Origin of the sequence: Bacillus sp. CBEL-1 (genome assembly GCF_004348885.1) — a bacterium.
Taxonomy (GTDB): domain Bacteria; phylum Bacillota; class Bacilli; order Bacillales; family Bacillaceae_H; genus Priestia; species Priestia aryabhattai_A.
Window position 1 is genome coordinate 722,031 of record NZ_SBIM01000003.1, and the last position, 25,884, is coordinate 747,914.

Below are 25,884 nucleotides of genomic sequence, written 5' to 3' on the forward strand. Positions count from 1 at the left end.
TATAAGCTCATTTATGTACTTCGTGATGATTGCTTAATCTCCTCTAAACAATCATCAATCACTGTTTCCCCATACAAAAAAAGCATCAAACCGATGCTTTTTTTGCTTTATTCAGACGGTGTATACTCATCTGCATAGTGTCCAATTTTCTTTAATAGCGAAATGGCTACTTCTTGCTCTTCACTTGTGAGCACCGATAAAAGGCTATGAATACGCATTTCATGGTCAGGAAACATGCTTTCAATCATTTCTTTTCCTGATTCCGTAATTTGCGCATACGTTACGCGACGATCGTTTGGACAAGCTACACGCTCTAAAAAGCTCTTTTTCTCTAGTTTGTCAATAACATACGTGATGCTACCGCTTGCCAATAAGATTTTGCCACCAATTTGTTGAAGAGGCTGTTTTCCTTTATGATATAAAAGCTCTAATACAGCGAATTCAGTTGGGTTCATACCATGTTGTTGAATAAACTTATGAACATGCTCCATAACGGAACGATTCGCTCTTGATAGAACAATGAATAATTTTAAAGATTGATCTAATTCTTCTCGATTTACTGTTGAATCCATTTTTATCAGTTCCTTTTTTAATTTATCTCGATATCAAGATAATACTAAAATTTGGTTAAAAAGTCAACGAAGCAAGCTAAACAGTAGATTTCTGCTAATTGTTCTACTACAATAGATATAATTAGATTAAAAAGGTGAAGCTTATGAAACCATCTCATTTATTTTTTAATTCAGCAATTGGTTCACAAAAACCAGAAACCATTGTAAATCGTCAAAATCCTTGTCCATTCTGTGATGTGGACTCTCTAACCGGCATTATTGAAAGAGAAGATTCAATTATATGGTTAGAAAACAAGTATCCCGTTCTCCAAGATGCTTATCAAACTGTCATTATCGAAACAGATCAATGTCAATCAGAACTATCAGAATATCCAAAAGAGCATTTGTATAAACTGTTTTCATTTGTGACGACTCGCTGGCTACAGATGATCCAGAGCAAAAAATATGAGTCCGTTTTATTCTTTAAAAATCATGGGCCCATGTCAGGTGGTTCTCTTCGCCATCCGCATATGCAAATTATCGGGTTGAAAACATTTGATACAAGCTCAAATATTACAAATGCGCATTTTGAAGGCATTTCAATTCAACAAAACAAAGATATTGAGTTTAACTTATCTATAAAGCCACGAATGGGATTTTTTGAATTTAATATCGTAACATCGAATATTCAAAAACATAATAAAGAAGTAGCCGATTATGTTCAAGCTGCTACTCATTATTTGCTTAATCATTTCCACCGTAGCTGTACGAGCTACAACCTGTTCTTTTATCAGCTGGATGATGGGCGAAGCGCATGTAAAGTTATCCCTCGCTTTGCAACCTCTCCGCTGTTTGTTGGTTATGGAATTCCTCAAGTGTCAAACAAAATTGAAGAGATTGCAAAACAAGTGCATTCCCTTTACTTTTCGAAATAACTGCAATCAAAAAAGCTTGAAGCGATGGCCTTCAAGCTTTTTTCATATGAACATATAAGAGAAGTTCTACTTTCACGAAAAGATAAAGAAGATTATAATGAGTGTAGTAATTACGTGGAACGATAGAAGAAAAAGGAGATTGTTATGACAGATGTACTTATAGGCAGTATTCTTTCTGCACTATCCACAGGGCTTGGTGCTGTGCCGATTTTATTTATGAATCAGGCAGTAACGCATCGCTGGAAAGATGTGCTGCTGGCGTTTACAGCCGGCATTATGATGGCTGCTTCAACAATGAGCTTAATTCCTGAATCCCTTGCAAGCGGGAACTTTTATTCGTTAGCAATTGGGCTTTTACTGGGGGTCATGACGCTTACAATTTTAGAACAAAACATACCTCATATTGATTTAGAGCATTCTAAAACAGGGATTCAGTTTGACGAAAAAGCTTTATTGATTATTGCAGCAATCACGCTACATAACTTGCCGGAAGGACTATCAGTTGGTGTAAGCTATGCATCGGATACAGAAAACACTGGAAACCTGATTGCTTTAGCCATCGGATTACAAAATGCGCCGGAAGGGTTATTGGTTGCTCTGTTTTTAGTACAGCAAAATATCAGTAAGTTGAAAGCATTTTTAATTGCAACATTAACAGGATCTGTAGAAATTATTACGTCGCTACTTGGTTTTTATCTCACTAATTTTGTCGAGTCTCTTGTGTCGTACGGATTAGCATTCGCAGCTGGAGCAATGCTGTTTATCATTTACAAAGAGCTAATACCGGAAAGCCATGGAGATGGAAATGAACGATTTGCAACATATTCTTTCATCATCGGCCTGCTATTTATGGTTTTTCTTATTAACTTCTTTTAAGGTACTAGTAGATACAGGGCAGATTAGAGCACATCTTTGCTGCCCTTTTTTACGATTTTGAAAAAGATAAAAAGCGACCGATTGTTTCTGTAATGCTTGTCCGATCTTCTTCCTCACGCAACAGTTGTTTTTGGTAAAGCGTCAAAAGTTGATCTAACTCTTGGCTACAGGTAATGGTTTCTTCACTTGATAAACCTGTTTTTTCACCAATCTCCACCATTTTTTGTCTTTTCCTCACAATTTGTATAAATAACGCTTCTGATTTACTTTGCTTTTTTAAACCAAACACAAGATCCTCTCCTATTAAAAGAAAATTAGCCTATAACGCATTATTACAAATTCTACTAAATATGTAAATAGAGTCGCAATAATAGACATTTTTCTTATAAAGTTTTTTTTACACTAAAAAAGAAAGCGTTACCAATGTTGATTTTCCAAGCTTTTGTTTTTAGAAAAAAATTCCTCTTCGACAAAACATGCAGATATGACAGCGCATCTACAAATTTTGCAATGTCTCCTTTAAATGATAAACCGACGTGATAGATCCACGTCGGTTTGTCATTATGTGGCTTTTTGAGAAGCAATTTGAACCGCATCCCAAACGGTAGCAAAAGGTGGAGCATAGCTAAGATCCAGCAAGGTTAGCTGCTCAGTTGTTAATCCTGCTGTGATGGCTGTTGCAAACACATCAATTCGCTTAGCTGCTTCTGAATCACCCATAATTTGTGCTCCTAGTATAATATGTGTGTCTTTTTCGTAAACGAGTTTAATTAACATTTTTGTTGCATCTGGATAGTACGGTGTGTGATTATAAGCGTCTACCGTAACCGCTTTATATTCAAGGTTTTCTGCTTTTGCCTCTTTTTCAGTAATTCCAGTTTTAGCAACTTCTAAATCCATAACTTTTAAAATGCTTGTACCAATGACACCTGGGAACCGTTTATTTTCTCCTCCTAGGTTTGCGCCTAAAATTCGTCCTTGCTTATTAGCAATTGTACCAAGTGAAAAATGAACCGGTTTTTTCAACACAAGATGATAGCTGCTTGCACAATCACCCGCTGCATATAGGTGCGGAACGTTGGTTTCCATTTTGTCATTAATGAGAATTGCACCATTTTCTAGCATTCGAATGCCATTTCTCTCTAAGAAAGATGTATTTGGTTTCACTCCCACATTTACAATAACAAGGTCTACTTCATGCGTATTTTTATTGGTACGAACCGCCGTTATCTTTTCATGATCTGCAATTAACTCTTCCACTTCTTCATTCACATGAAAAGCAATATCCTTTTTTAGCTCGTCTTGTATTGGTGTAGCGATTTCTTTGTCAAACATGGACAGTATATGATCTCCACGCTCAATAACAGACACTTGCTTTCCTAATAAATGCATGGTTTCTACTAGTTCCATTCCAATATATCCACCGCCGATAATCACAACTTTTTGTACATTTTCCTCTTTTAAATAACGATGAATATTCGTACTGTCTTCTAACGTCTTTAATGAAAATATATTTTGAGCATCAACCATAAAGGGTGGCCTTACTGCTGAAGCTCCCGTTGCAATAATGAGCTCATCGTACGACACTTCTTGTGACTCATTTGTTTGATGATTATGTACAACAACATATTTCTTTATGTGATTCACTTCTTTTACTTCATGTTGAAGATGAACCGTGATGTCACGCTCTTTAAACTCATCAACTGTTCGAGCGATAAGACTTTCTTGCTTTTTCACAACACCTGATAAATAATACGGCATACCGCATGCACTATATGAAACATCCCGGCCTTTTTCAAATACAATAATTTCGGCTTCTTTGTCTAAGCGACGTAGCTGAGATGCTGCACTCATACCAGCCGCTACGCCTCCAATCACAACAATTCGCTTCATTTTATAGCCCCCTTTTTATTTGCATATTTCCCTTACTTTGCCCGATTTTAAACAAAAAAATTGCACGAAGATGACAAAGTCACCTCGTGCAATCTTGCGTAATTATTTCTTTGAACGGTAGTATGTAAGAGCTAAAGCAGCTGCAAGAACCGTCCCTTTAATAATGTCTTGTGTATAGTACGGAACATTTAACATCGTTAAACCATTTAAGAGGACGCCAATTAAAATAGACCCAAGCAGCGTGCCAATAATATTCGGTTTACCTGCCCCAAATACGGAGAAACCGATATATGCTGCAGCAACAGCATCCATTAGAAAAGGAGCCCCTGCATTCACTTCTCCCACCCCAATTCTTGCTGCTAAAACAACTCCCCCAATCCCTGCTAGTAAGCTCGATAACACATAAGCATACATACGGTAGCGATTGACTGGAATTCCTGAAAGCCTTGCTGCTTCCATATTTCCACCCGTTACATAAAAGAATCGTCCATATTTTGTATATGTAAAGAAAATATGGACAACGAGGACAGCTAGGAGCATAATAATCACTGGCACAGGAACTCCCAGAACATGCCCTTGTCCTAGTGCTAAAAAGGAAGGAATAAAGATTCCAGGTGCACGCTCCCCACCTTCTAAAGGCATATTCGTATAAATAGCCGATCCTTTCGTATAGGTTAACAAGATTCCCTGTACAATAAACATCATTGACAGCGTGGCTAAAATATCAGGAATTTTAACTTTCACCACAAAAAATGCATTCACAAGCCCCACAAGTAGGGAAGCTAAAATTGGAATTAACAATGCTACTAGCAACTCTTGCCGATGCAAGACAAGCATAGATGCTGATAGAATAGTTGCTAAACCAGCCGTCGAGCCAACCGATAAATCAAGGCCATTGACAGTCAATGAAATTGTCACGCCTAATGCGATAAGCGTTACAATTGAAATTGAGCGTAAAATATCGCTGATGTTTCCTGGAGTTAAGAAATTGGGTGAAGCAATTGAAAAGAAGATGGTGACTAGTAAAATAGCTACTACTGTACCGTATTTTGTGACAAACTCCATCCACTGTCCTGTTTGTTTTTTTGTTTTTACTTGTTCATTCACTAACTCTGCACTCATACCGTTCCTCCAGACGCGTAATAAAATAATTGTTCATACGTTGCTTCGGCTTTCGATAGTTCTTTTACAATTGTCCCGTTATACATAACGTAGATTCGATCAGCTATGTTGAGTAATTCATCAAATTCACAAGTTGCGTATAAAATGCCTTTTTGTTGTTTGGTTAATTCATTCATTATGGAGAAAATTTCTTGTTTAGATCCGATATCAATGCCTTTTGTGGGCTCATCAAATATATACACGTCGGTCTCTTTTAAAAGCCATTTACCAATGGCTACTTTTTGCTGATTACCACCGCTTAGCGTTTTTACTTCTTGCATAACAGACGCGGCTTTAACTCCAATATTCGTGGCTACAGTCTGAGTGGCTTCTCTTTGTTTTTGCTTTTGTACAAACGTCCACTTCGTAAAATTTTTTAAGCTAGGAAGTGACAAGTTAAGCATAATGGGTTCATTTACTAAAATACCTTCTTTTCGTCTTTCTTCTGGTATGAGAGAAAGCTTATTTTTAATATAGTAGCGCGGAGAGCGATTTACTAAAAGTGGATGGTTGCGCATTGATAAATGTCCGGTTGTTTTGTTCTCCAGACCAAATAAGCTGCGACATAATTCTGTTTTCCCTGCGCCGACAAGCCCTGCAATACCAACAACTTCTCCTTCTTTAACATGAAACGAAATACCTTGTAGTACACTTGGTAGAGACAATTGTTCTACACGAAGCAGTTCATCTCCAACTGCTACTTCTTCACGTACCGACTCTTGTGCTATTTGTTTTCCTAGCATAAATGTAATCATTTCTTGAATTGTTGATTGTCCAATTGCTTTTGTCACAATATGCTTTCCATCTTTTAGCACGGTGTACGTGTCGCACAAATCACTAACTTCTTGAAGACGATGGGAAATATAAATAATGCCCACCCCTTTTTGCTTTAAGTTCTCCACAACTTCAAACAAGCGCTTTGTTTCATGTTGACTTAGCGGTGCTGTGGGTTCATCCAAGATAATATATTCTGCATCTTGTAAGATGGCACGAGCAAGTAATACTTGCTGCTTTTCTGCTAGCGTTAATTCCGATACATTTTTTTTAACGTTTAACGTTGAACCCAGCGTAGCAAGAGCACTTTTCGCTTCAGTCGCATGCTGCTTCCACTTAACGATTGCAGTGCTACCTTTACTTGTTTGACGGTCCAGCGCAATATTCTCCGCCACCGTTAGGGAGGGGACAAGTGCGACATCGACTTCTTGATGAACAATGGCAATCCCTAAATTTTTCGCATCTTTCGGAGAACGAAGCGTAACAGATTGACCATTTTTGTAAATGTTCCCACTATATTCTGAGTATGCTCCAGATAATATTTTCATTAGCGTACTTTTCCCTGCACCGTTTGCTCCTAATAAAGCATGGATTTCGCCTTTTTTCACGGTAAAACCTACATCTTGAAGCGCTTGAAATGATTCAAATGACTTTGCGATATGCTTCATTTCTAATTGTTCAATCGTCATCTGTCTTCTCCCCTACTCTTTTTGATTCCAAGCTTCTACAAATTCACCCACTTGGTCCATGTTAATAGGCGCATCAGGTAAATCATCCTGAGTAATAAGCGTTGGGTTAAACGAGTAATACCTTGGTACGTCTTGGCCAGAAATTCTTTGCAGAACAAACTCCACTTGCTTTGTACCAATGGCTGCTGGATTTACCGCTGCTGATGCTTTCCATGGGCTATTTTCCTCTTGCATCATTTGTAAGTCTTCATCCGATAAATCAACGCCATAAACTTTAATTTCATCTCGACCTGCTTCTTTAATTGCACGCGTAGCTCCTTTGGCGAATTCGTCCCATGGTGCCCACACTGCTGTAATATCACCTTTATTTGGATACTTTTTCAAGATAGCCGCCATTTTTGTTTGCGTATCTAGCGATGTATTCGATGTAGCATTTCCAAATCGCGCAACTTCTTTTACGTCGGGATAGCGTTCTAGCATAGCTTCATAAATGGTATTTCGCTTTTCCATTGGTGCAAAACCACCAACGAAAATGTACACAATCTTTCCTTCGCCATTAATATCCTGCATCATTTGCTTTAAGCCTTGAAGTGCCAACATATAGTCATCTTGGTCGATGGTTGTCACACCATCGACATCTAGCTCAACATCAAATGCAACAACAGGAATTCCTTTTGCAACTGCACGCTTTACACCAGGTTCTAGCGTTTCAGAGCGCCCGTGCTTAATAATAATCCCGTCCACATTTTGATTGATTGCTGTATCTAAATAAGCTGCCATCTTTGACTGATCATTGTTGGCATCTGAAACCGTAAGCTGAATACCTTGTTCTTTAGCAGCTGCTGTCGCACCGCTAATATACTGAGCTGCGTGTGTGCCCGTTGTAAACTCGGCAATAAGCGCGACTTTTGTATCTTTACTCACATTTTTAGCTGTAAAATTTGCCTCTGTGCTTTTTTGTTCTTTGACTTGTGGCTTACTTGTCGCGTTTATATCAGGCTGTTCGTTCGTACATCCAACCATGATGAACAGAACAAATAGTAAGAAAATAAATGGACTATACCATTTCTTTGCACGTTTCATCTTCTTCCTCCATCCCTTACTAGTCTCATAAAAATAGTAAGAATTTTTCCTAGCGCAATGAAGAGCCAGCGCTCACTTAAAGCTTTTTATTGCTTAAAAAAATGCCGCTTCATCAAGAAGAGAAGCGGCATCTTTTGCGTTACCTACGCACACATCCTGCTATTTTTCCTTGTCTACAACTTCAATTTATTCGTAGATTGGCACCCAGCCTTCTGTTGTAACAAAAATACGAACTGCTACTACTTTGCGATCTTCCATTAATGTAAAGTAATGGCGCACGTTCTCCGGAACAGAAATTAAGTCCCCTGGCTCTAATTCAACATCAAAGAATGAACCGTCTTTTCCTTGGATAACGAAAATGCCATGTCCACTAACAATAAAACGAACTTCATCGTCTGTGTGATGGTGTTCACGCTGGAAGTTCTTTAATAGCTCTTCTAAGTTAGGCGTGGTATCCGACAACGAAATCACATCTTGTGCTTGATAGCCTCGTCTTGAAGAAATATCCTTAATCTCTGCATCAAACGAAGCTAAGATTTCTTCTTTTTCTTCGTCTGTTAAACTAAATTTTTCACGTAAGTTTTCAGGTAGCTTTGTAATATCCCAATTTTCATAAATGACTTCATTGCTAGCTAAAAAGCTTGCTACCTCTTCTTGATTTTCAATACGTGCGTCTGTTTCATGTAAACGAATGTTTGCCATATGTAACTCCCCCTTAAGTAAGTGTTGGTTGGTTATATTTCTTTAGTGAAAGAATTTTCACGTGATAACTAAATAAAAACTCGTATGCTTCTAGCGCTTTTTTCGCTTCAAATGCATTTTTTCCCCATACGGTAATACCGTGGTTACGAATTAAAACAGCTCCTTGATCAGCCGTTACATATTCAGCAAAGACTTCAGCTAACGTCGGAATGTCTGCATAATTCGGAATAATCGGAACAGTAATCTCTGCATCTTCTTCCCAAATACCAAGTGCTTTAATAATTTCCTGTCCCTTGAACGTTACTTTCCCTTCGTCACCATATAGTTCAGAAATGACGTTGTTATCAATTGTGTGTACATGCAGGCTACATCCAGCGTTTGTATGGTTATAAACTTTAACATGTAAAAGCGTCTCAGCGGAAGGTTTTAGATGCGTTTCTTCCGCTGCGTTTCCACGGCTGTCTACAAGTAAAAAGTCTTCACTTGTACGCTTTCGCTTATCTTTTCCACTCGCTGATACGAAGAAAGTTGTTGGCTCGTCACTGACCTTAATTGATAAGTTCCCACTCGTTCCAAAAAACCAATCTCGTTCTGCAAGTTCCTCTTTTACATCTCCAATTTCTTGCAAGCGCTGCTGTGCTAAAATACTCATACTTCCACCTCCGATAATTCGTTAATATGCTCAATGACATCGTGGAATGTTTCAAACGGACGATGCGGTAAATTTAACTCTTTGCATTTATGAAGTAGAAAATCACGTGCCAATACACAATCAGCCATTTTTGCTGCCTGTAAATCTGTAATGGAATCTCCAATTACAATGATAAAATCTTCGTCTGTTGCCAAGCTTCGTATAATTGACGGCTTGCAGCAGCCACAGCCATTTTGGCAATGTTCATCACATGTATGAGGCCACGTAATTTGAATTGTTTGCCCTGAAAAATCTGAGCCGTTGCAATAAAGCTTTTCTTGTTCTACTTTGCCTTCTAACATTGGCTCAACAAAAAAATCAATTCCTCCACTGACAATATAAAGCGGAATCTGCTTCTCTTTTGTATAACGAACAAACTCTTCAAACCCTGATCGAATCTCAGAACTTGATAAAATGTATGACACAATCTCTTCTTGTAAAGAAGTAGGTAGTAATGAAAACATCTTCCCTACTCCTTCTTGAACTGATACGCGCTCAGCTAACACATCGTCTTTAATGGTCTCCCATTCGCTGGGAGCAAATTGTTTCATAATGGAAATGATGTTATCGCTGTTTGTGATTGTACCGTCAAAGTCACAGAAAATCTTCATCTCAATCACCCCTTTACTTTCACTGTTCCCCATAAATCAAGTGCTTTTTGCAGCGCTTCATCATTTGTTTCTTCTAAAGTCTGACCAGCAAGCGCAGCGTCGACTGCTGCACGAAATGCTTTTCCTCCACCGATTGCTCCATCCGGATGACCGTGTACGCCTCCACCTGCATTAATAATGCTGTCCACACCAAAATCCGAGATAAGCTGAGGTACCATTCCTGGATGAATACCTGCTGATGGAACCGGGAATGTTTGCTTATACGTATATAGAGGTCTAGTTACCTCATACGTAATTCCAGCTGTATCTTCAAAAGGCATAGCAACGCTGCCATACGGTGATGGAAATAATGAAAAATCTGCTCCAACCAGACGAAGTAGTTTTCCTAGTAAAAGAGAATTTGAGAATCCATGGAATTCAGATGGTGTTAATGCACCGCTTACTGCTGGGTGAGCCATGATTGGCAAATTAATTTCATCATCTTCCCGAAGAGCTTGGAGTACATCCAGTCCATATGCAAACACGTTAAATAATAGAGCATCAGCTCCTAACTGAGCTGCTTTTCTAGCTTTCTCTTTTAAATCAAATGTACGCCCCGTCAAATTTACAGCATATAACGTACGATGACCCGTTTCTTTATATACTTCATCAAGCACTTTTTTTCCTTCTGTAATTCGCTGTTCGAACGGTGTCAGTTCATTGTCAAATAGAATTTCATCATCCTTTACAAGATCCACACCTCCAAGCGCTTGTGCACGAAGCTGCTCGGTTAAATAATCTATATCACGCCCAATTACACCTTTAAAAATACTCATAACAAGAGGACGATCGTACACTTTTAACTTCTCTCGAATGCCTTCAATTCCGAAGCGTGGGCCAGGAAAAGCAGATAATGCTTCCCTAGAAAACTCCAAGTCTAATAATTTAACTTTTCCATCTAATGATAGTTTTCCGAAAACAGTAACTAAAATAGCAGGCAAATCATTTGTATAATTAGCAAGAGGATAGCCAATTTTCACAATCGCTTGCTTTGTCGTTTGCTCTAAATAGTTGTTTACGCGATCGCAATCTTCAAGTGGGGTAATTTCAACTACGCGTCCTTTATGCTTTCTAAGCTGCTCCTGCTCAAGCTGAGGTAGGTTTGTCCAAGAACCTACCGTTAAGCCTAGAGCAATGCCTTCTGCTTTTTTTTCAAAGTTTCCTTTTTCATCATGTAATAAATAACTTGCAACGATTTCACTCATTTGCTTCAAACTCCCTTGCTGTAAATTTCCCATCGTTACGAAATAAAAAAGCCTCTTCTTGTGAGAAAGAAGAGGCTTTTTTGCTCTCTTCTTATCTCTCAGCTACTGCTGCAAGATTTAGCACCGTGCTTAACGAAACGTTAAGTCGGTTGCCGGGCTTCACAGGGCTAGTCCCTCCACCTACTCTTAATAAGAAAATTGCTATTTATATTGTATAATCGATTTTCACACTGATCGTATTCTTCAAAAATATATGTTCATGAATCAACAACTTCTTACATATTAAGCCAACTCAAAAAGAATTGTCAACGTATTTTTTGAATAAATTTAACTTAGCAATTCGATCAACCGCTTCTTTCAACCGTTCTTCATCGGTTAATAAACCTACGCGCACATAGCCTTCTCCGTATTCGCCAAACCCAATTCCAGGAGCAACAACGACGTGAGCTTTTTCCAGTAACAAATCGGAAAATTCTTCTGATGTATAACCTTTTGGCACAGGCAACCATGCAAAAAATGATCCTGGTGGAGCTTCAACGTCCCATCCAATTTCACGCAGTCCATGAATAAGAATCTCACGACGAGATTCGTAGCGTTCTACTAATTCATCTACGCAGTTCTGTGAATCTAGCAAAGCGACCGCGGCTGCTTGCTGAATGCCGCTAAATACACTTACAAATAAGTGATCTTGTAAAAGATTAATCGCTTCAATTACGCTTTCGTTTCCAACGGCAAAGCCGATTCGCCACCCTGCCATATTATACGTTTTTGATAGCGTATAAATTTCAATGCCAACTTCTTTGGCGCCTGGAGTTTGCAGAAAACTAATGGGCTTTTCGCCATCAAATCCAATTGCACCATACGCAAAATCATGCACAATGCACGTATCATACTGACGAGCAAATTCAACTGTTTTTTCAAAAAACGGTGCCGTAGCTACTGCGCCGGTCGGGTTATTTGGATAGTTTAAAAACATTAGCTTGGCTTTTTGCTTCACTTCTTCGCTTATTTCCTCGTAAACTGGCAGAAAGCTATTCTCTTTTTTTAAAGGCATGACTTCCATTTTCGCTCGTGCTAGCTCCACTCCTGACCAATAATCTGGGTAGCCTGGGTCAGGCACTAAAACTGTATCTCCAGGATTAAGTAAGCACTGAGGAATTTCTACTAATCCGGCTTTTCCTCCAAACAAAATAGCTACTTCTTTTTCGGGATCCAGCTGAACACCATATTCTCTTTCGTAAAACGTTGCTGCCGCTTTTTTCAGAAAAGCTTGCCCCCGAAACGGTGAGTACTTGTGGTAGTTTGGATTTTCACTCGCATCTTGAAGGGCCTTGACGATATGAGGAGGCGTTGGCTGATCTGGATTTCCTTGCCCTAAGTTAATCACGTCATGTCCTTCTTTTATCACCTTTGAAACTTTACTAACAAGGGATGCAAAAAATTGTTTCGGTAAACTTTTTAATAGTTCTGATTGTTCAAATTGCTTCATGTGAACACCTTCTCAAAAAATTCTTGAAATTCTAGTCACAAATAATATATTGTAATAGTCAACTTGTAAAGTCATTTTTATAAAATAAATCGGGATGGTGAAGCTTAATGAGTTTAAAGGTAGCCTGTTTACAGCTTAATCTTGCATTTGGAAATCCTAAAGAAAATTACGAGCATGCTGAAAAAAAAATGAAAGAAGCACTGCTTGAATCTCCAGATATTCTTATATTGCCAGAACTTTTTGATACAGCTTATGATTTACAGAACCTCGACGCTATCGCGGACTCTGAAGGAAAGCAAGCGACTAGCTTTTTCTCCGCTTTCGCAAAAACGCACAGCATAAATATCATTGCTGGATCAATTGCTAAAAAAACAAAAGATGGTGTTACGAATACAATGTATGTCTTTAATCGTGAAGGTGAGGAGGTCGCTCAATATAACAAACTACATTTATTCAAATTGATGAATGAGCACTTATTTTTACAGCCAGGTGAACACAAAAACATCTTTACCCTCGAAAACTCACTATGCGCAGGTGTTATTTGCTACGATATTCGCTTTCCAGAATGGATTCGCGTTCATACAAGCGCAGGTGCAGAACTCCTTTTTGTCGTTGCCCAATGGCCAAAGCCAAGACTTGCTCATTGGAAAGCGCTTCTAGTGAGCAGAGCCATTGAAAACCAATGCTACGTGGTTGCTTGCAACCGCTCTGGAGATGACCCCGCTAACACGTTTGCTGGTCACTCGTTAATCATTGACCCTTGGGGAGAAATTATTGCAGAAGCAGGCGAGAGCGAAGAAATACTAACAGCAGCTATTGACTTATCAACCGTAAAAACAATCCGAGAACAAATTCCGGTCTTTACAGATCGTCGTACAGAATTTTATTAAATTTCGCTGTTGACATCCAAAAATTCACATGATAAGATGTTCTCCAGAAGTTACTAATAAGTCAAATAAATCAAAATTAAATAATATCTTTACTCTTATCAAGAGTTGGCTGAGGGATTTGGCCCTATGACGCCCAGCAACCGACCGTAATACCATTGTAAAATGGAGCGCAGCTTTTTTAGCGCTATAAAACAATTCGTTGTTTTATGAAGGCACGGTGCTAATTCCAACAGAAAGAGAAATTTTTCTGGCAGATAAGAGGTTTGAATGATCATCAAGCCTCTTTCACTCACCGAAAGAGGCTTTTATATGTTTTAAAAGCCTCCGGTTATACTTTTATTTTTTATGGAGGTAGATAAAAATGACAATAACAACTTATACATATGAGCCACTAAATGAAATGACAGCAATTAAACTTGTAAAACAACTGAAGTTATTTTCCGAAAGCGAAGCTCTTACGGCTCGTGAAATTGGTGACGGCAATTTAAATCTCGTTTTTCATATTGTAAACGACCAAACCAATAAGTCTGTCATTGTAAAACAAGCTCTTCCTTATGCGAAAGTTGTAGGAGAAAGCTGGCCTTTATCACTCAAGCGCGCAACGATTGAAAGCAATGCGCTCAAACAGTTTGGCAGCTTAACACCCGAACTCGTTCCAGAGGTTTACTACCATGATGAAACGTTAGCTGTCACGGTTATGGAAGACCTGTCTCACCTTACAATTTCTCGTACAGGATTAATCCAAGGAGAAGCCTATCCACTTCTTTCAGAACATGTCGGTAAGTTTTTGGCTCATATCGCGTTTAAGACGTCTGATTTTGCAATTAAGCCTCAGGAGAAAAAAGAGCTGGTTGCTCAATATATCAATCCCGATTTATGCAATATTACCGAAGACTTAGTGTTTACAGATCCGTTTTTTGATTATGATACAAATGAATTTGAAGAAACGCTTAGAAGCGAGGTAGAAGACTTATGGGCAGATGAAGAAACCAAGCTTGAAGTCGCTAAGCTTAAACAAAAGTTTTTAACAAGTAGCCAAACGCTTGTACACGGCGATCTGCACACGGGTAGCATTTTTGCCAGTGAATACGAAACAAAAGTAATTGACCCTGAGTTTGCATTCTATGGCCCATTTGGCTTTGACTTAGGACAATTTGTGGCCAACTTGCTGCTTAATGCTTTGTCTCGTCCTTCACAAAATCGCAGTCTACTTTTTGATCATATCGCTAAAACGTGGGATGTTTTCCAAACAACCTGGCAAAGACTTTGGGCTGAATCTGAGGTGGAACCATTTACTAAAAATCCAAACTATTCCGACTATATTTTACAACAAACCTGGACGGATGCGGTTGGCTACGCAGGATGCGAGTTAATTCGACGTACAATTGGATTAGCACACGTAGCGGATATCGATTCATTGCCTGACGACAATCGCTTAAATGTTCAAAAAGCAGCTATCCGCTTAGGACGCTATTTATTGACTCATCAAACAGAAATTAGTGCACATGATTTTGAGAATTTGATTGAAGAATGAAAGGAGCACAACATGACACACACTCTTACACTCCCTCGTTCAGTTGAATGGAAGGAAACGTTTATTTCACTGCTTGACCAGCAGCTATTACCAAACACAGTTGAATATATCGAGCTTCATACCCTACAAGATGTATGGGATGCTATCGTTACGCTAAAAGTACGAGGTGCACCTGCAATTGGCATTACTGCAGCGTTCGGCCTAGCACTTTCGGTCCAAAAATATGAGGTACAGACGATTGAAGAGTTTAAAAACAACCTGCAGGCCGATAAGGAGTTTTTGGCGAGCTCTCGTCCAACAGCCGTCAACTTATTTTGGGCGTTAGACCGCGTAGTAAACAGCATCAATAAAGCCATTTCTGTAAATGAAGCTAAAACACTTGTTATCCATGAAGCGATTCAAATTCAAGCGGAAGATGAAGCTACCTGCTACCGCATAGGTGATTATGCATTATCACTGTTTGATAAAAACAATCGTATTATGACAATTTGTAATGCTGGGTCGATTGCCACAGCGTATTACGGAACTGCTTTAGCACCTTTTCATATTTCAAAAGAACGTGATATTCCACTGAAAGTATTTGCGTGCGAAACACGCCCTGTTCTCCAAGGGTCACGTTTAACGGCATGGGAACTTCAAAAATCAGGCGTAGACGTGACGCTTATCACAGACAGCATGGCTGCACATACCATTAAAACAAAAGGTATTAATGCTATTATTGTCGGAGCTGATCGTATTGCAGCTAACGGTGACACTGCTAATAAAATCGGGACATATGGGCTTGCGCTATTAGCAAAAGCATTTAATATTCCTTTTTATGTAGCAGCTCCAAAATCCACGTTTGATTTATCAATCGCATCAGGAGCTGAAATTCCAATTGAAGAACGCTCGGCAAAAGAAATCACGCATATTGGTGATGTACAAGTGGCTCCAGACAATATTTCTGTTTACAACCCGGCATTTGACGTTACCCCAAGTGAATTAATTACGGCCATCATTACAGAACATGGCATTATTCATTCACCTTCTGCCGATACAATCAAACTTGTATTAAATTAAAAAGAGAGAATCTCAACTTATGATGAGATTCTCTCTTTTTGTAACATAAATGTAACAGTAATTTATCATCTACCTACATATATTATAGTTAGTTTTATCATGTTAAGCGAAATCTGTATGGGAGGGGTAGCTATGACCAAACAAGAACATCCTGACTCAACCTGTAAAAAGCGAAAGCAGCGCGCACGAAAGGAACAATTTCAGCTTTTAGATGTTACAAATCAAACCATTCAGCAAGATCATCAAGACGAAACGTTCACGTCCGTAGATGGTGTATTTGTACAAGGGGAAGGATGGAAGCTAGAGAATGATGATGAAACCTAGCTAGTGCTACGCTAACACAACCTTTCCATTTGCTACTTGTATTCCTTCTAACATTAAAAGTTTCTCTTTTAAATGCACCTGTGTCCCTGCATAACCAGTTAAATCTTTTGAAACGCCAATAACACGATGACAAGGTAAAAAGATAGGTAGGCGATTTCTACGATTCGCTTGTCCTACCGCACGAACAGCTTTTGGCTGTCCAATCATGCTTGCTAACTGTTTATAAGAAATAACTTCTCCATATGATATGTCTTTAAGTGCAGTCCATACCTTTTGCTGAAAGTCCGTTCCTACTATTTCTAACGGAAGATCAAATCTTTGCCGCGCTTGAACTACATACTCATGTAGCTGCTTTGTCGCTTCTTTAATATATTCATGGTCTTCTAATAAAGTGACCGTTCCCTTTGTTTGTAACATCAACTCATCAAAAGAAAAGAATAAACCGGAAATCCCTTTATCAGAACATGTGACGTACACATGTTCATTGTCAAACAACGGAATGCTTCCATAATACTTCATCGTTTTCTCCTCTCTATTGTACTTGGGAAACGGGTAACATCACGTGAAATGTTGTACCTATCCCCAACTCACTTTCTACTTCAATATATCCTTTATGTTCTTCTACTATCTTATAAGACACCATTAGTCCCAGTCCAGTTCCTTTTTCTTTTGTGGTATAAAACGGTTCTCCTAGCTTACGAATTCGCTCTGCAGGCATGCCTTCTCCTTCATCTCGAATCGATACTCTCATATAGCGATTGCTATGATGCTTGACTTCTATAGAGATTACTCCTCCGCCTTTCATTACTTCAATTGCATTTTTAATTACATTAATAAAAACTTGTTTTAGCTGATGAGGCTCACAATAAACCTTTGACAATGATGGATCAAAGTCTGTTTCAAATTGAACATTTTCAAGTAAAGCTTGAGCGTTTAACAAATCAATCGTCTCCTGTACGATAACGGCTAGTGATTTCTCTTCAAATTTAATTGCCTGTGGCTTAGCCAATACTAAAAACTCTGTAATAATTGATTCAATCCTCTGCAGCTCAGACGTAATAATATCAAAATAAAGCGAATGATCTTCTTTCATGCTATCTTCAAGCAGCTGAATGAACCCTTTTAATGCGGTCATTGGATTTCTTATTTCATGCGCAATGCCAGCTGCCAGCTGTCCTACCACTTGAAGCGTATCCGATTTCCGAATTTGCTCCTCCATCTGCTTCTTCTCCGTTACATCGCGAATAATGGTCATGTATAAGCCTGGTAAGATACCTTTTTTCGTTGAAAATTCGATTTGTTTTACTTTACCGTTAGCTGTCTTATACTGAATATCTCCTTCTCCTTCTCCTTTTATCTCAATCATAGCCTTATGCTCAATAACTAAATCAAAATTAGAGGATGATAAAAACATTTCCATCGTTTGCGAACAAATCTCTTCCTTCGTTTTTTCTAAAATTTCACAAGCAGGTTCATTAACATCAATGATTTTCTGTTCGCCATCCCATAAGATTAAGCCATCCATTGAACCATCAAAAATTTTTCGGAATTTCTGTTCGTTATTTCGAAGCTCTTGTTCCATTTTAGTTCGCTCGCTGATATTGCGAAAAATGGTCAAATTATAGCCTTCAATAATACCTTTCTTTCCTGTGAACTCAAGCTCTTTTTCTTCCCCGTTTGGCATATAAAAAGTAAGTTCTTCACGAATCTCTTCCTGCTCAATAAATTGATAATATAGCTTCCATACATGACGATCTTTCTTATTAATAAACGTTTGAAGATTTGTGCCGATTAGCTGTTCTAACGGTAGCTCAAATGTTCTGGAAGAAGCGGCGTTGGCATTTACAATTACCCCGTCATGACGCCAAATTAAAATAGCCTCAATTGCATCTTCAAAAATGGCTCGAAAGTTTTTCTCACTTCGCAACAATTGCTGCTCCATTCTTCTTTTCTCCGTTACGTCACGCATAATGGACATATAGTAACGGCTATAAATATTTGCGGTTGTCGTGAATTCAAAAAAAGTTACGTCTCCATTTTCAAGTTTAATTGGAAGTTCTCCGCTCGCTTTGCCCTGTTGCTGAAGAAGGCGCCATAACTTTTTTAGCTTATAGTGATAGGCTGGCTCAACTAATTCTGTTAACGTTTTTGTTAATAAGTATTCTTTTGAAAAATTCAGCCGGTCACAAAACGATGGATTGACGTCAATCAGCTGTCCTGCTCGATCGAAAATAACAATTCCATCAACCGCTTCGTTGAATACATCCATAAACATATGCTGACTCAAAAAGCGCTCGTTCTCCACCATTTTTTGTGCTGTAATGTCACGAAAAGTACAAATCGTACTACCAGAAGCTTCGCTTCGCTGTTCACACGTAAACTCTACATATTTTACGATGCCATTTTGCAAACTCATCGTACCTTCATAAGTAAACTTCTGATTTTCTACGAGCGTTGGGTAATAATCATTAATAACGTCATACGGAAACAACATAAGAAAGTCTTTCAATTGACATGCAATCAGTTCATCATAATTCTTTTCAAATAACTGACTGGCTGCTTTATTGACATGCTGAACATAAAAACTCTCGTCAAATACAATAATTGCATCTGAAACTGTATTAAAAATGGCACGCAACTGTTTTACTTCTTCTTGTTGGTCTTGTATCGGTAGCTGCCGATGTGGAGCCATGCCACATCCTCCTTTCTAAACTCTTTCTTCCTATCAAAGAACAAATCTATTTCGACAAATTCCTGCTTTCTTTCACCATTTAACGATTCCTAGGTAGATATGTGCATAGTCATTGATAGGCACATTAGTCACTAATACACTATTATTCTACAAATTTCTTTTTTCACCTTTAAAAAAGAAATGAAAATCTTCCTAAAAAAGTCCGCTATGCGTATACCTGTACACACAGCGGACTTTTTAATACTTATTTCCAAAAATCATCAAATACAGAAATTGGAAGTCTGCGTTTATGAGCCGTTTTAAAGAAATGATTCTCAATTTTCATACTTGCTTCTTCTCCAACTTCTTTACCTTCTAAATAATCATCTATTTGATTATATGTAACTCCTAATGCTTCTTCATCTGGCAGCTGCGGGCGATTTTCTTCTAAATCAGCTGTCGGCTGCTTTAAATATAAATGCTCAGGACAGCCTAATTCTTTTAACAGTTGTTTGCCTTGGCGCTTATTAAGACGGAAAATCGGCACTAAATCTGCCCCACCATCTCCAAATTTCGTAAAGAATCCAGTTACTGCCTCTGCAGAATGGTCGGTACCAAGTACAACTCCTTGATGCATGCCAGCAATCGTATACTGTGCAATCATACGTTCACGCGCTTTTACGTTCCCTTTATTAAAGTCAGAAACAGCTTCACCTGTTGCTTCCTCGACTGCTGCAATCATTGCATCCACAGCAGGCTTAATATTAACAGCAACCGAACGACTTGGTTGAATAAAAGCTAGCGCGTCTTGACAGTCTTGCTCATCCGCTTGTACACCGTACGGTAGACGCACTGCAATAAATTGATAAGTATCTTTCCCCGATTCTTTATTTAATTCTTCTACAGCCATTTGGGCAAGCTTACCTGTTAACGTGGAATCTTGTCCTCCTGAAATGCCCAGCACAAATGAACGTAAAAAAGAGTGTTTCTTCATATACTGCTTTAAAAAATCGACGCTTCTACGAATCTCTTCCTTTGGGTCGATAGCTGACTTTACTTTCATCTCATCAATGATGTATTGTTGCTTCGTCATATGGTCCTCTCCCTATCTTTAATTGTCTAATTGTTATACATGAGTTAATAGCTGAGACGCTCTAGAACGCGCTTCATTGATTTTATCCATCTTGTTGTTCCAACAATTTGTGCTAAGATCTACAGGATATTCAGTTGGTCGCAGCACTTCTTCATTGGATTTGGCAATCATTTTATAATCATCCCATAAATGATTAAGGTTTTGTAAGCAATACGCTCTCATCTCTTCCACTGACGGCTGTTTATATACTAGTTTCCCTGATTTAAAGATTTGCTGATGAATGTTACGCGCATGAAAATCTGTAACAAACTTGCTTACATGGGTATAAACAGGGTGAAACATTTTTAAGTGATGCTCATCATTTGGCTGCTCATTCTGCATGGCGATATAATCGCCTTCCCATTTCCCATTTACTTGATTAACAATACGATATACGTCCTTTAATCCAGGCGTTGATACCTTTTCAGGATTATCTGACAGCTTAATGGTATCGACAAGCTCCCCATTTTCGCCTTCAATTGATACAAGCTTATACACTGCCCCAAGCGCAGGCTGGTCATATGAAGTAATCAGCTTTGTGCCAATACCCCAACCGTCAATTTTTGCTCCTTGCGCTTTTAAGTCCATGATGCTATGTTCGTCTAAATCATTTGAAGCAAAGATACGCGCATTCGGAAAGCCTGCCTCATCTAGCATTCGTCGTGCTTCCTGAGATAAATACGGAAGCTTTCCACTATCTAAACGAATACCTACAAAATTAATGCGATCCCCCATCTCTTGAGCAACGCGAATTGCATTTGGAATTCCTGACTTGAGCGTATTGTACGTATCAACAAGGAAAATGCAGTTCTGATGAGATTCAGCATACTTTTTAAATGCAGTGTATTCATCACGGTACACTTGTACAAGCGCATGAGCATGAGTTCCAGAGATGGGAATGCCAAACACTTTTCCTGCTCGCACGTTGCTTGTTGCATCAAATCCTCCAATATAAGCTGCTCTCGCTCCATATAACGCTGCATCAAGCTCATGAGCTCTCCTTGCCCCAAATTCCATTAAGCGATTATCACTTTGCTCATACACCGCATCTTCTCCAGCTGCTAAGCGAATACGAGAAGCCTTAGTTGCAATTAACGGGTGAAAATTTAAAATGTTTAACAGTGGTGTTTCAATAAGCTGTGCTTCTCCTAACGGTGCATCCACTTGCAGAATAGGTTCATTCGCAAAAATCATTTCACCTTCTACGACGGATTTTACGTTACCCGTAAAACGAATTCCTTTTAAATAATCAATAAACTCATCTTCATAGTGCAACTCACTGGATAAATAGTCGAGATCACTTTCTGAAAATCGAAAATTCGCGATAAAGTCAATCATTCGTTCTAGTCCTGCAAAGACTGCGTAGCCATTATCAAAAGGCATTCGACGAAACGAAGCTTCAAATACAGACCTGCGTTTATGAATTCCATCTTTCCAATATGTATTGGCCATATTTAGCTCATACAAATCTGTATGTAAAGCTAAGCTATCGTCAGCATATCGCCTGCTCATCATTCGTACCCCCAACATTTTTTACAATTCCATTATATTTGTGTAAACCTCTTTACAATAGAGTAAGTATAATACATTCCCTCATTTAAATAAATAAACAGATACTAGAAAAGCTAATTTTCTAAAGAGGATTTCTTATCACTTTTATACTTTACCTGTTAAATGTGCTACAATAGTGAATTGGTTTAAGATTATGTTAAATAAAGGAGCCTTTTTACATGAACATTGTTGTCAGTACATTGAATGCCAAATACATTCACACATCTTTGGCCCTTCGATGTTTAAAAGCCTACGCAGAACCTGACTATCACGTTGAGATGGCTGAATATACGATTAAAGATCCAGCGATGAATATCGTGACGGATTTATATAAGCGCAATCCTGATATCATTGGATTCAGCTGCTATATTTGGAACATTGAAGAAACGATTACAGTCGCACAAATGTTAAAGAAAATCAACCCAAACCTAACAATCATTTTCGGTGGACCGGAAGTAACATATGATATTCCCTACTGGTTAGATCGCATCCCGGAAGCTGATTTCATTGTAATTGGTGAAGGAGAAGAAACGTTCAAGCAACTTTTAGATGAGCTTCATGGAAACCGTCAGTTTGAGAACGTAAGCGGCGTTGCGTTTAGACAAGATGGAAAACACGTAGTGAATCCCCAGCGCAACAAAATTGATCTTCGCGAAATGCCTTCACCGTTCCGCTTTGAAGAAGATCGTAGTTCTTTATCTAAGCGTGTTGTTTATATTGAAACAAGCCGTGGCTGTCCGTTTAGCTGTCAGTTCTGCTTATCTTCTATTGAAGTAGGCGTGCGCTACTTTGACCGTGAGAAAATCAAAGAAGACATTCGCTATCTAATGGATAACGGTGCTAAGACCATCAAATTTGTGGACCGCACGTTCAACATCAGCCGAAGCTATGCTATGGAAATGTTTCAGTTCTTAATTGATGAGCATAAACCTGGTACGGTGTTTCAATTTGAGATTACAGCGGACATCATGCGTCCAGAAGTTATTCAGTTTTTAAATGACCATGCACCAGCTGGACTGTTCCGCTTTGAAATTGGTGTTCAGTCAACAAACGATGCTGTAAACGAGCTTGTAAAGCGTAAGCAAAACTTCACAAAGCTTACTCGTACTGTGACCATGGTTAAAGATGGCGGTAAGATTGATCAGCACTTAGACTTAATTGCAGGCCTTCCTGATGAAGACTACCATTCGTTTAAAAATACATTTAATGACGTATTTGCTCTGCGTCCAGAAGAGCTTCAGCTCGGGTTCTTAAAGATGCTTCGCGGGACAGGTTTACGCCTTAGTGCACAGCGCTACAACTATCAGTTTATGGATCAGTCGCCATATGAAATCTTAAGTAATAACGTTCTGCCGTTTTCTGATGTTGTTCGTATTAAGCACGTTGAGGATATCTTAGAGAAATTCTGGAATGATCACCGTATGGATGAAACAATTGAGTTTCTTGTGGAGAATTGTTACGAAACGCCATTTGATTTCTTCCAAAACTTTGGTACATTTTGGGATGAGATGGGCTGGGCACGTATTGGACATCAACTTGAAGATTTATTTAAACGCTTAAAACAATATATTGAAACGGAAAACTTTGAGAATGAAGCAATCATTGAAGGCTTTATGAAGATTGACTATTTATTTAATCAAAAACATAAACCTCGTAAGCCTTGGTGGGATGATAAGTTAGATAAGCAAGTTCGCTCTCATTACTATCAGCAAATGCTTGCAAACCCGACCGTATTAGGCGATGATTTTGTTCATGAAAACCTAACGGAAAAGGAACTTTACAAGCATACCGTTCTTGAGCTTCTTCCATTTGACTACGCATACTACAAAAACACTGGAAAAGTTGTAGAAAAGCAGTCGTTAGTTTTGTTCTACTATGACCAAAAGGCAAACGAAACGAAGTTGTTTACCGCCCCCGTTGAAGCCTTTGATTTACCAGTAGTAAGCTAATTAAAAAAAGACCTCGATATGCATATCGAGGTCTTTTTTTTTAACAGTTCTTTTTTGGCTTTTTCTTATGTTTCTCTTCAGCTTTTGCAATTTCAGCCATCTCTAAGAGCTTAGCTGCGTTTGGATCACCCATTTCAGGTCCAAACTCCTCTTGTAAAAGCTGTGTTTGCTTTTCTTTGGAATGGGCAAGGTGTCTATGATCTTTTTTCGTCATTTGCTTTGTCCTTGCTTTCCATGCTTTGAATTACGATTTGCTGCTTTATATGTGTCTTCTTTGCCATATTCAGCTGAAAATTCTGTATCAGGTAAGCTTTCTTTTGGCGTTTGATTATTTTTTTGTGCTGGATTATGCGCTACTTTGCGTTTTGCCATTGTAATAACCTCCTCATAAGATTATAAGCATTTGCTCTATACTAGCTTGTGCAAGTGCATAGATCTTATGAGCAGTAAAACCTGTTAAAACGCACAATAAATTACCCAATAATAATGCGTTCTTTTGGATAATGATAATCCGGTTCTGTTTTTGGACGACGAAGCATTAGAATAAATACAAGCATTCCAATCCGACCGATAAACATTAGAATAATAATAAGTATTTTTCCTATATCTGATAAACCACTAGTAATTCCCATTGATAATCCCGTCGTTCCAAATGCTGAACATACTTCAAAAATAATTTCTGTTAAAGAAAATGGCTCTGTGATTGTTAAAATAATAACAGAGATGGAACAGATAATAATAGCGAACATAGAAACAGCTACAGATTTAGTAATGTCATCTTCATGAATTTCTCGTCTAAAAATCTTAATTGTTTTACTTCCTCTTGCATAATAAAATAAAAATAAAATGTTTAGAGCAAACGTAGTCGTCCGAATTCCTCCACCAACGGAGCTTGGAGATGCTCCAATAAACATCATGGCACTCATAATTAGCAGCGTCGGTAACGTAAATTCACTAACATCCATCGTGGCTACTCCACCACTTCTGGTTGCTGCTGATTGAAAGAAGGCATAGAAGAATGCTTCATGCCAAGACTTACCTTCCATAAATGCATTGTGTTCTAAAAGTAAAATTAACAAAGTGCCAACAGCTAATAACGCTAAGAACATAATAGACGTTAATTTGGCAAAAAGAGAAAATTGAAACTTACGCTTTTCTTTCCTTTTTAAGAAAAAGTGCTTTACTTCAATTAGAACCGGAAATCCAATTGCGCCTAGCGTAATTAAGAGTACCGTTACGACTTGAACAAAATAGTCGTTAGCATAAGGAACAAAAGACGCTCCTGTTATATCAAATCCAGCGTTTGTTGTTGCGCTTACAGATGCAAAAAAGCCATGTAAAAATGCTTCTTTCCAATCTAAATAATATTGATGAAAGTGAATCGTTAATACTAAGGCTCCAATTGCTTCAATGGCAAAAATAAGCAGTAGTACATTTCTCATTAAATTAACGAGTCCAGATAGCTTGGATTGATTATGGTCCATCATAATCAATTGACGTTCTTTCAAACCAATTTTCTTTCCGATTAGAAGCCAAATAAATGTACTCAGTGTCATAACACCAATTCCACCTATTTGAAAAATAAATGCTAAAACAAAATATCCAAATGTGCTAAACGTCTCGGCTGTTGAAACAGGTGTGAGGCCTGTTACGCTTACAGCGCTAACGGCAATAAATAAACGGTTAATTAAATCTAATTCCATGCCTGGCTTTAGTGCTGCTGGAATGCTTAAAAGTAAAAAACCAACCGTCACTGCCGTCAAATAAAAGCTGACAATAATTTGTGCTGAGGACATTTGCCTCATTCGGTGTTTCCAATTTCGACGCATGATAGACATTCCTTTTTTTATAATACATAATAGCTTTCCCTTATTTTTAAATATTTCTTCCTTATGTATGATTTTCTTTTTTATTAAAAGAAGAGATAGCTTTATTTAGTATAAAAGAACAAACGACCGTTGTCATTACCAAACGGAAATTTCAGTATATAAAGTTCTGTTTCGCACTAATAATAAAAGCTGCACGTGCAAGAAAACCACCACACGTACAGCTTTTATTTTGATTATATTTTGCTT

The 25,884-nt window shown here is 38.4% G+C and carries 25 protein-coding genes and 2 riboswitches; of the genes, 7 read left to right on the plus strand and 18 right to left on the minus strand.

Annotation, left to right across the window (positions count from 1 at the left end; translation table 11 throughout):
• Positions 1-107: 107 nt before the first annotated feature.
• Positions 108-572 (minus strand): MarR family winged helix-turn-helix transcriptional regulator, encoded by a 465-nt coding sequence (locus EPL02_RS03770; RefSeq protein WP_094911623.1) that lies wholly within the window; start codon positions 570-572, stop codon positions 108-110.
• Positions 573-715: 143 nt separating this feature from the next.
• Here EPL02_RS03770 and EPL02_RS03775 point away from each other — a divergent pair, with 143 nt between their 5' ends.
• Entirely contained in the window at positions 716-1,486 is a 771-nt protein-coding gene (locus EPL02_RS03775; protein WP_094911624.1) for a DUF4931 domain-containing protein, read from the plus strand.
• Between the two features lie 144 nt (positions 1,487-1,630).
• A complete protein-coding gene (locus EPL02_RS03780; protein WP_131886992.1) occupies positions 1,631-2,362 on the plus strand; it encodes a ZIP family metal transporter in 732 nt (243 codons plus the stop codon).
• A gap of 49 nt (positions 2,363-2,411) precedes the next feature.
• On the opposite strand, the gene EPL02_RS03785 is transcribed toward EPL02_RS03780, so the two are convergent.
• The 10 genes from EPL02_RS03785 to EPL02_RS03830 form a co-directional block, all read right to left on the minus strand.
• The gene (locus EPL02_RS03785) at positions 2,412-2,651 is read right to left on the minus strand and encodes an aspartyl-phosphate phosphatase Spo0E family protein (RefSeq protein WP_094911626.1); all 240 of its coding nucleotides are present in this window, start codon (positions 2,649-2,651) and stop codon (positions 2,412-2,414) included.
• A gap of 272 nt (positions 2,652-2,923) precedes the next feature.
• Positions 2,924-4,255 carry a CoA-disulfide reductase gene (locus EPL02_RS03790; protein WP_131886993.1) on the minus strand — a complete coding sequence of 444 codons (1,332 nt, stop codon included), beginning with the start codon at positions 4,253-4,255 and terminating at the stop codon, positions 2,924-2,926.
• Between the two features lie 102 nt (positions 4,256-4,357).
• Positions 4,358-5,377: an ABC transporter permease gene (locus EPL02_RS03795; protein ID WP_094911627.1), complete on the minus strand. Its 1,020-nt coding sequence runs from the start codon at positions 5,375-5,377 to the stop codon at positions 4,358-4,360.
• Entirely contained in the window at positions 5,374-6,879 is a 1,506-nt protein-coding gene (locus EPL02_RS03800; RefSeq protein WP_131886994.1) for a sugar ABC transporter ATP-binding protein, read from the minus strand. The genes EPL02_RS03795 and EPL02_RS03800 overlap by 4 nt, the downstream gene beginning before the upstream one ends.
• A 12-nt stretch (positions 6,880-6,891) precedes the next feature.
• Positions 6,892-7,962: a sugar ABC transporter substrate-binding protein gene (locus EPL02_RS03805; protein WP_131886995.1), complete on the minus strand. Its 1,071-nt coding sequence runs from the start codon at positions 7,960-7,962 to the stop codon at positions 6,892-6,894.
• Between the two features lie 186 nt (positions 7,963-8,148).
• Positions 8,149-8,664 (minus strand): 1,2-dihydroxy-3-keto-5-methylthiopentene dioxygenase, encoded by a 516-nt coding sequence (locus EPL02_RS03810; RefSeq protein WP_094911630.1) that lies wholly within the window; start codon positions 8,662-8,664, stop codon positions 8,149-8,151.
• Between the two features lie 13 nt (positions 8,665-8,677).
• Complete coding sequence (locus EPL02_RS03815) at positions 8,678-9,316, minus strand: methylthioribulose 1-phosphate dehydratase (RefSeq protein ID WP_094911631.1); 639 nt, start codon at positions 9,314-9,316, stop codon at positions 8,678-8,680.
• The gene (locus EPL02_RS03820) at positions 9,313-9,966 is read right to left on the minus strand and encodes a 2-hydroxy-3-keto-5-methylthiopentenyl-1-phosphate phosphatase (RefSeq protein ID WP_094911632.1); all 654 of its coding nucleotides are present in this window, start codon (positions 9,964-9,966) and stop codon (positions 9,313-9,315) included. The genes EPL02_RS03815 and EPL02_RS03820 overlap by 4 nt, the downstream gene beginning before the upstream one ends.
• A gap of 5 nt (positions 9,967-9,971) precedes the next feature.
• Entirely contained in the window at positions 9,972-11,210 is a 1,239-nt protein-coding gene (gene mtnW / locus EPL02_RS03825; protein ID WP_094911741.1) for a 2,3-diketo-5-methylthiopentyl-1-phosphate enolase, read from the minus strand.
• A gap of 88 nt (positions 11,211-11,298) precedes the next feature.
• Positions 11,299-11,406, minus strand: a riboswitch (SAM riboswitch).
• Between the two features lie 96 nt (positions 11,407-11,502).
• On the minus strand, positions 11,503-12,699 hold the full coding sequence (locus EPL02_RS03830; protein ID WP_131886996.1) for a pyridoxal phosphate-dependent aminotransferase: 1,197 nt from the start codon (positions 12,697-12,699) through the stop codon (positions 11,503-11,505).
• 107 nt (positions 12,700-12,806) lie between these two features.
• Here EPL02_RS03830 and EPL02_RS03835 point away from each other — a divergent pair, with 107 nt between their 5' ends.
• From EPL02_RS03835 to EPL02_RS03850, 4 genes are all read left to right on the plus strand, one after another.
• A complete protein-coding gene (locus tag EPL02_RS03835; RefSeq protein ID WP_131886997.1) occupies positions 12,807-13,589 on the plus strand; it encodes a carbon-nitrogen family hydrolase in 783 nt (260 codons plus the stop codon).
• A 92-nt stretch (positions 13,590-13,681) separates the two neighbouring features.
• A riboswitch (SAM riboswitch) is annotated at positions 13,682-13,850 on the plus strand.
• A 100-nt stretch (positions 13,851-13,950) separates the two neighbouring features.
• Entirely contained in the window at positions 13,951-15,123 is a 1,173-nt protein-coding gene (gene mtnK / locus EPL02_RS03840) for an S-methyl-5-thioribose kinase (RefSeq protein ID WP_131886998.1), read from the plus strand.
• Between the two features lie 12 nt (positions 15,124-15,135).
• Entirely contained in the window at positions 15,136-16,182 is a 1,047-nt protein-coding gene (mtnA, locus tag EPL02_RS03845; RefSeq protein WP_094911636.1) for an S-methyl-5-thioribose-1-phosphate isomerase, read from the plus strand.
• A gap of 132 nt (positions 16,183-16,314) precedes the next feature.
• A complete protein-coding gene (locus EPL02_RS03850; protein ID WP_094911637.1) occupies positions 16,315-16,506 on the plus strand; it encodes a hypothetical protein in 192 nt (63 codons plus the stop codon).
• Positions 16,507-16,512: 6 nt separating this feature from the next.
• Here the strand turns inward: EPL02_RS03850 and EPL02_RS03855 are convergent, their stop codons facing one another.
• From EPL02_RS03855 to EPL02_RS03870, 4 genes are all read right to left on the minus strand, one after another.
• The gene (locus tag EPL02_RS03855; RefSeq protein WP_131886999.1) at positions 16,513-17,025 is read right to left on the minus strand and encodes a methylated-DNA--[protein]-cysteine S-methyltransferase; all 513 of its coding nucleotides are present in this window, start codon (positions 17,023-17,025) and stop codon (positions 16,513-16,515) included.
• A gap of 13 nt (positions 17,026-17,038) precedes the next feature.
• On the minus strand, positions 17,039-19,198 hold the full coding sequence (locus tag EPL02_RS03860) for a PAS domain-containing sensor histidine kinase (RefSeq protein ID WP_131887000.1): 2,160 nt from the start codon (positions 19,196-19,198) through the stop codon (positions 17,039-17,041).
• 244 nt (positions 19,199-19,442) lie between these two features.
• Positions 19,443-20,270, minus strand: a complete 828-nt coding sequence (nadE, locus tag EPL02_RS03865) for an ammonia-dependent NAD(+) synthetase (RefSeq protein WP_131887001.1) — start codon at positions 20,268-20,270, stop codon at positions 19,443-19,445.
• Between the two features lie 33 nt (positions 20,271-20,303).
• A complete protein-coding gene (locus tag EPL02_RS03870; protein ID WP_094911641.1) occupies positions 20,304-21,821 on the minus strand; it encodes a nicotinate phosphoribosyltransferase in 1,518 nt (505 codons plus the stop codon).
• A gap of 218 nt (positions 21,822-22,039) precedes the next feature.
• On the opposite strand from EPL02_RS03870, the gene EPL02_RS03875 reads away from it, so the two are divergent.
• Positions 22,040-23,809, plus strand: coding sequence for a B12-binding domain-containing radical SAM protein (locus EPL02_RS03875; RefSeq protein ID WP_094911642.1), 1,770 nt, complete (start codon positions 22,040-22,042; stop codon positions 23,807-23,809).
• A gap of 40 nt (positions 23,810-23,849) precedes the next feature.
• Here the strand turns inward: EPL02_RS03875 and EPL02_RS20765 are convergent, their stop codons facing one another.
• The 3 genes from EPL02_RS20765 to EPL02_RS03880 all read right to left on the minus strand — a co-directional run bounded on the left by EPL02_RS20765 (position 23,850) and on the right by EPL02_RS03880 (position 25,692).
• Entirely contained in the window at positions 23,850-24,023 is a 174-nt protein-coding gene (locus EPL02_RS20765; protein WP_165932504.1) for a hypothetical protein, read from the minus strand.
• Complete coding sequence (locus tag EPL02_RS20770; protein WP_094911643.1) at positions 24,020-24,181, minus strand: hypothetical protein; 162 nt, start codon at positions 24,179-24,181, stop codon at positions 24,020-24,022. The genes EPL02_RS20765 and EPL02_RS20770 overlap by 4 nt, the downstream gene beginning before the upstream one ends.
• 101 nt (positions 24,182-24,282) lie before the next feature.
• Positions 24,283-25,692, minus strand: a complete 1,410-nt coding sequence (locus EPL02_RS03880) for a TrkH family potassium uptake protein (RefSeq protein ID WP_286175217.1) — start codon at positions 25,690-25,692, stop codon at positions 24,283-24,285.
• Positions 25,693-25,884: the final 192 nt, after the last annotated feature.

Coding starts and splice junctions, on each gene's coding strand:
- EPL02_RS03790 (WP_131886993.1), bottom strand. CDS start 4,255: ATGAAGCGAATTGTTGTGATTGGAGGCGTAGCGGCTGGTATGAGTGCA.
- nadE (WP_131887001.1), bottom strand. CDS start 20,270: ATGACGAAGCAACAATACATCATTGATGAGATGAAAGTAAAGTCAGCT.
- EPL02_RS03860 (WP_131887000.1), bottom strand. CDS start 19,198: ATGGCTCCACATCGGCAGCTACCGATACAAGACCAACAAGAAGAAGTA.
- EPL02_RS20770 (WP_094911643.1), bottom strand. CDS start 24,181: ATGGCAAAACGCAAAGTAGCGCATAATCCAGCACAAAAAAATAATCAA.
- EPL02_RS03870 (WP_094911641.1), bottom strand. CDS start 21,821: ATGAGCAGGCGATATGCTGACGATAGCTTAGCTTTACATACAGATTTG.
- EPL02_RS20765 (WP_165932504.1), bottom strand. CDS start 24,023: ATGACGAAAAAAGATCATAGACACCTTGCCCATTCCAAAGAAAAGCAA.
- EPL02_RS03815 (WP_094911631.1), bottom strand. CDS start 9,316: ATGAGTATTTTAGCACAGCAGCGCTTGCAAGAAATTGGAGATGTAAAA.
- EPL02_RS03810 (WP_094911630.1), bottom strand. CDS start 8,664: ATGGCAAACATTCGTTTACATGAAACAGACGCACGTATTGAAAATCAA.
- EPL02_RS03830 (WP_131886996.1), bottom strand. CDS start 12,699: ATGAAGCAATTTGAACAATCAGAACTATTAAAAAGTTTACCGAAACAA.
- EPL02_RS03850 (WP_094911637.1), top strand. CDS start 16,315: ATGACCAAACAAGAACATCCTGACTCAACCTGTAAAAAGCGAAAGCAG.
- EPL02_RS03805 (WP_131886995.1), bottom strand. CDS start 7,962: ATGAAACGTGCAAAGAAATGGTATAGTCCATTTATTTTCTTACTATTT.
- mtnK (WP_131886998.1), top strand. CDS start 13,951: ATGACAATAACAACTTATACATATGAGCCACTAAATGAAATGACAGCA.
- EPL02_RS03775 (WP_094911624.1), top strand. CDS start 716: ATGAAACCATCTCATTTATTTTTTAATTCAGCAATTGGTTCACAAAAA.
- mtnW (WP_094911741.1), bottom strand. CDS start 11,210: ATGAGTGAAATCGTTGCAAGTTATTTATTACATGATGAAAAAGGAAAC.
- EPL02_RS03835 (WP_131886997.1), top strand. CDS start 12,807: ATGAGTTTAAAGGTAGCCTGTTTACAGCTTAATCTTGCATTTGGAAAT.
- EPL02_RS03800 (WP_131886994.1), bottom strand. CDS start 6,879: ATGACGATTGAACAATTAGAAATGAAGCATATCGCAAAGTCATTTGAA.
- EPL02_RS03855 (WP_131886999.1), bottom strand. CDS start 17,025: ATGAAGTATTATGGAAGCATTCCGTTGTTTGACAATGAACATGTGTAC.
- EPL02_RS03875 (WP_094911642.1), top strand. CDS start 22,040: ATGAACATTGTTGTCAGTACATTGAATGCCAAATACATTCACACATCT.
- EPL02_RS03780 (WP_131886992.1), top strand. CDS start 1,631: ATGACAGATGTACTTATAGGCAGTATTCTTTCTGCACTATCCACAGGG.
- mtnA (WP_094911636.1), top strand. CDS start 15,136: ATGACACACACTCTTACACTCCCTCGTTCAGTTGAATGGAAGGAAACG.
- EPL02_RS03820 (WP_094911632.1), bottom strand. CDS start 9,966: ATGAAGATTTTCTGTGACTTTGACGGTACAATCACAAACAGCGATAAC.
- EPL02_RS03770 (WP_094911623.1), bottom strand. CDS start 572: ATGGATTCAACAGTAAATCGAGAAGAATTAGATCAATCTTTAAAATTA.
- EPL02_RS03795 (WP_094911627.1), bottom strand. CDS start 5,377: ATGAGTGCAGAGTTAGTGAATGAACAAGTAAAAACAAAAAAACAAACA.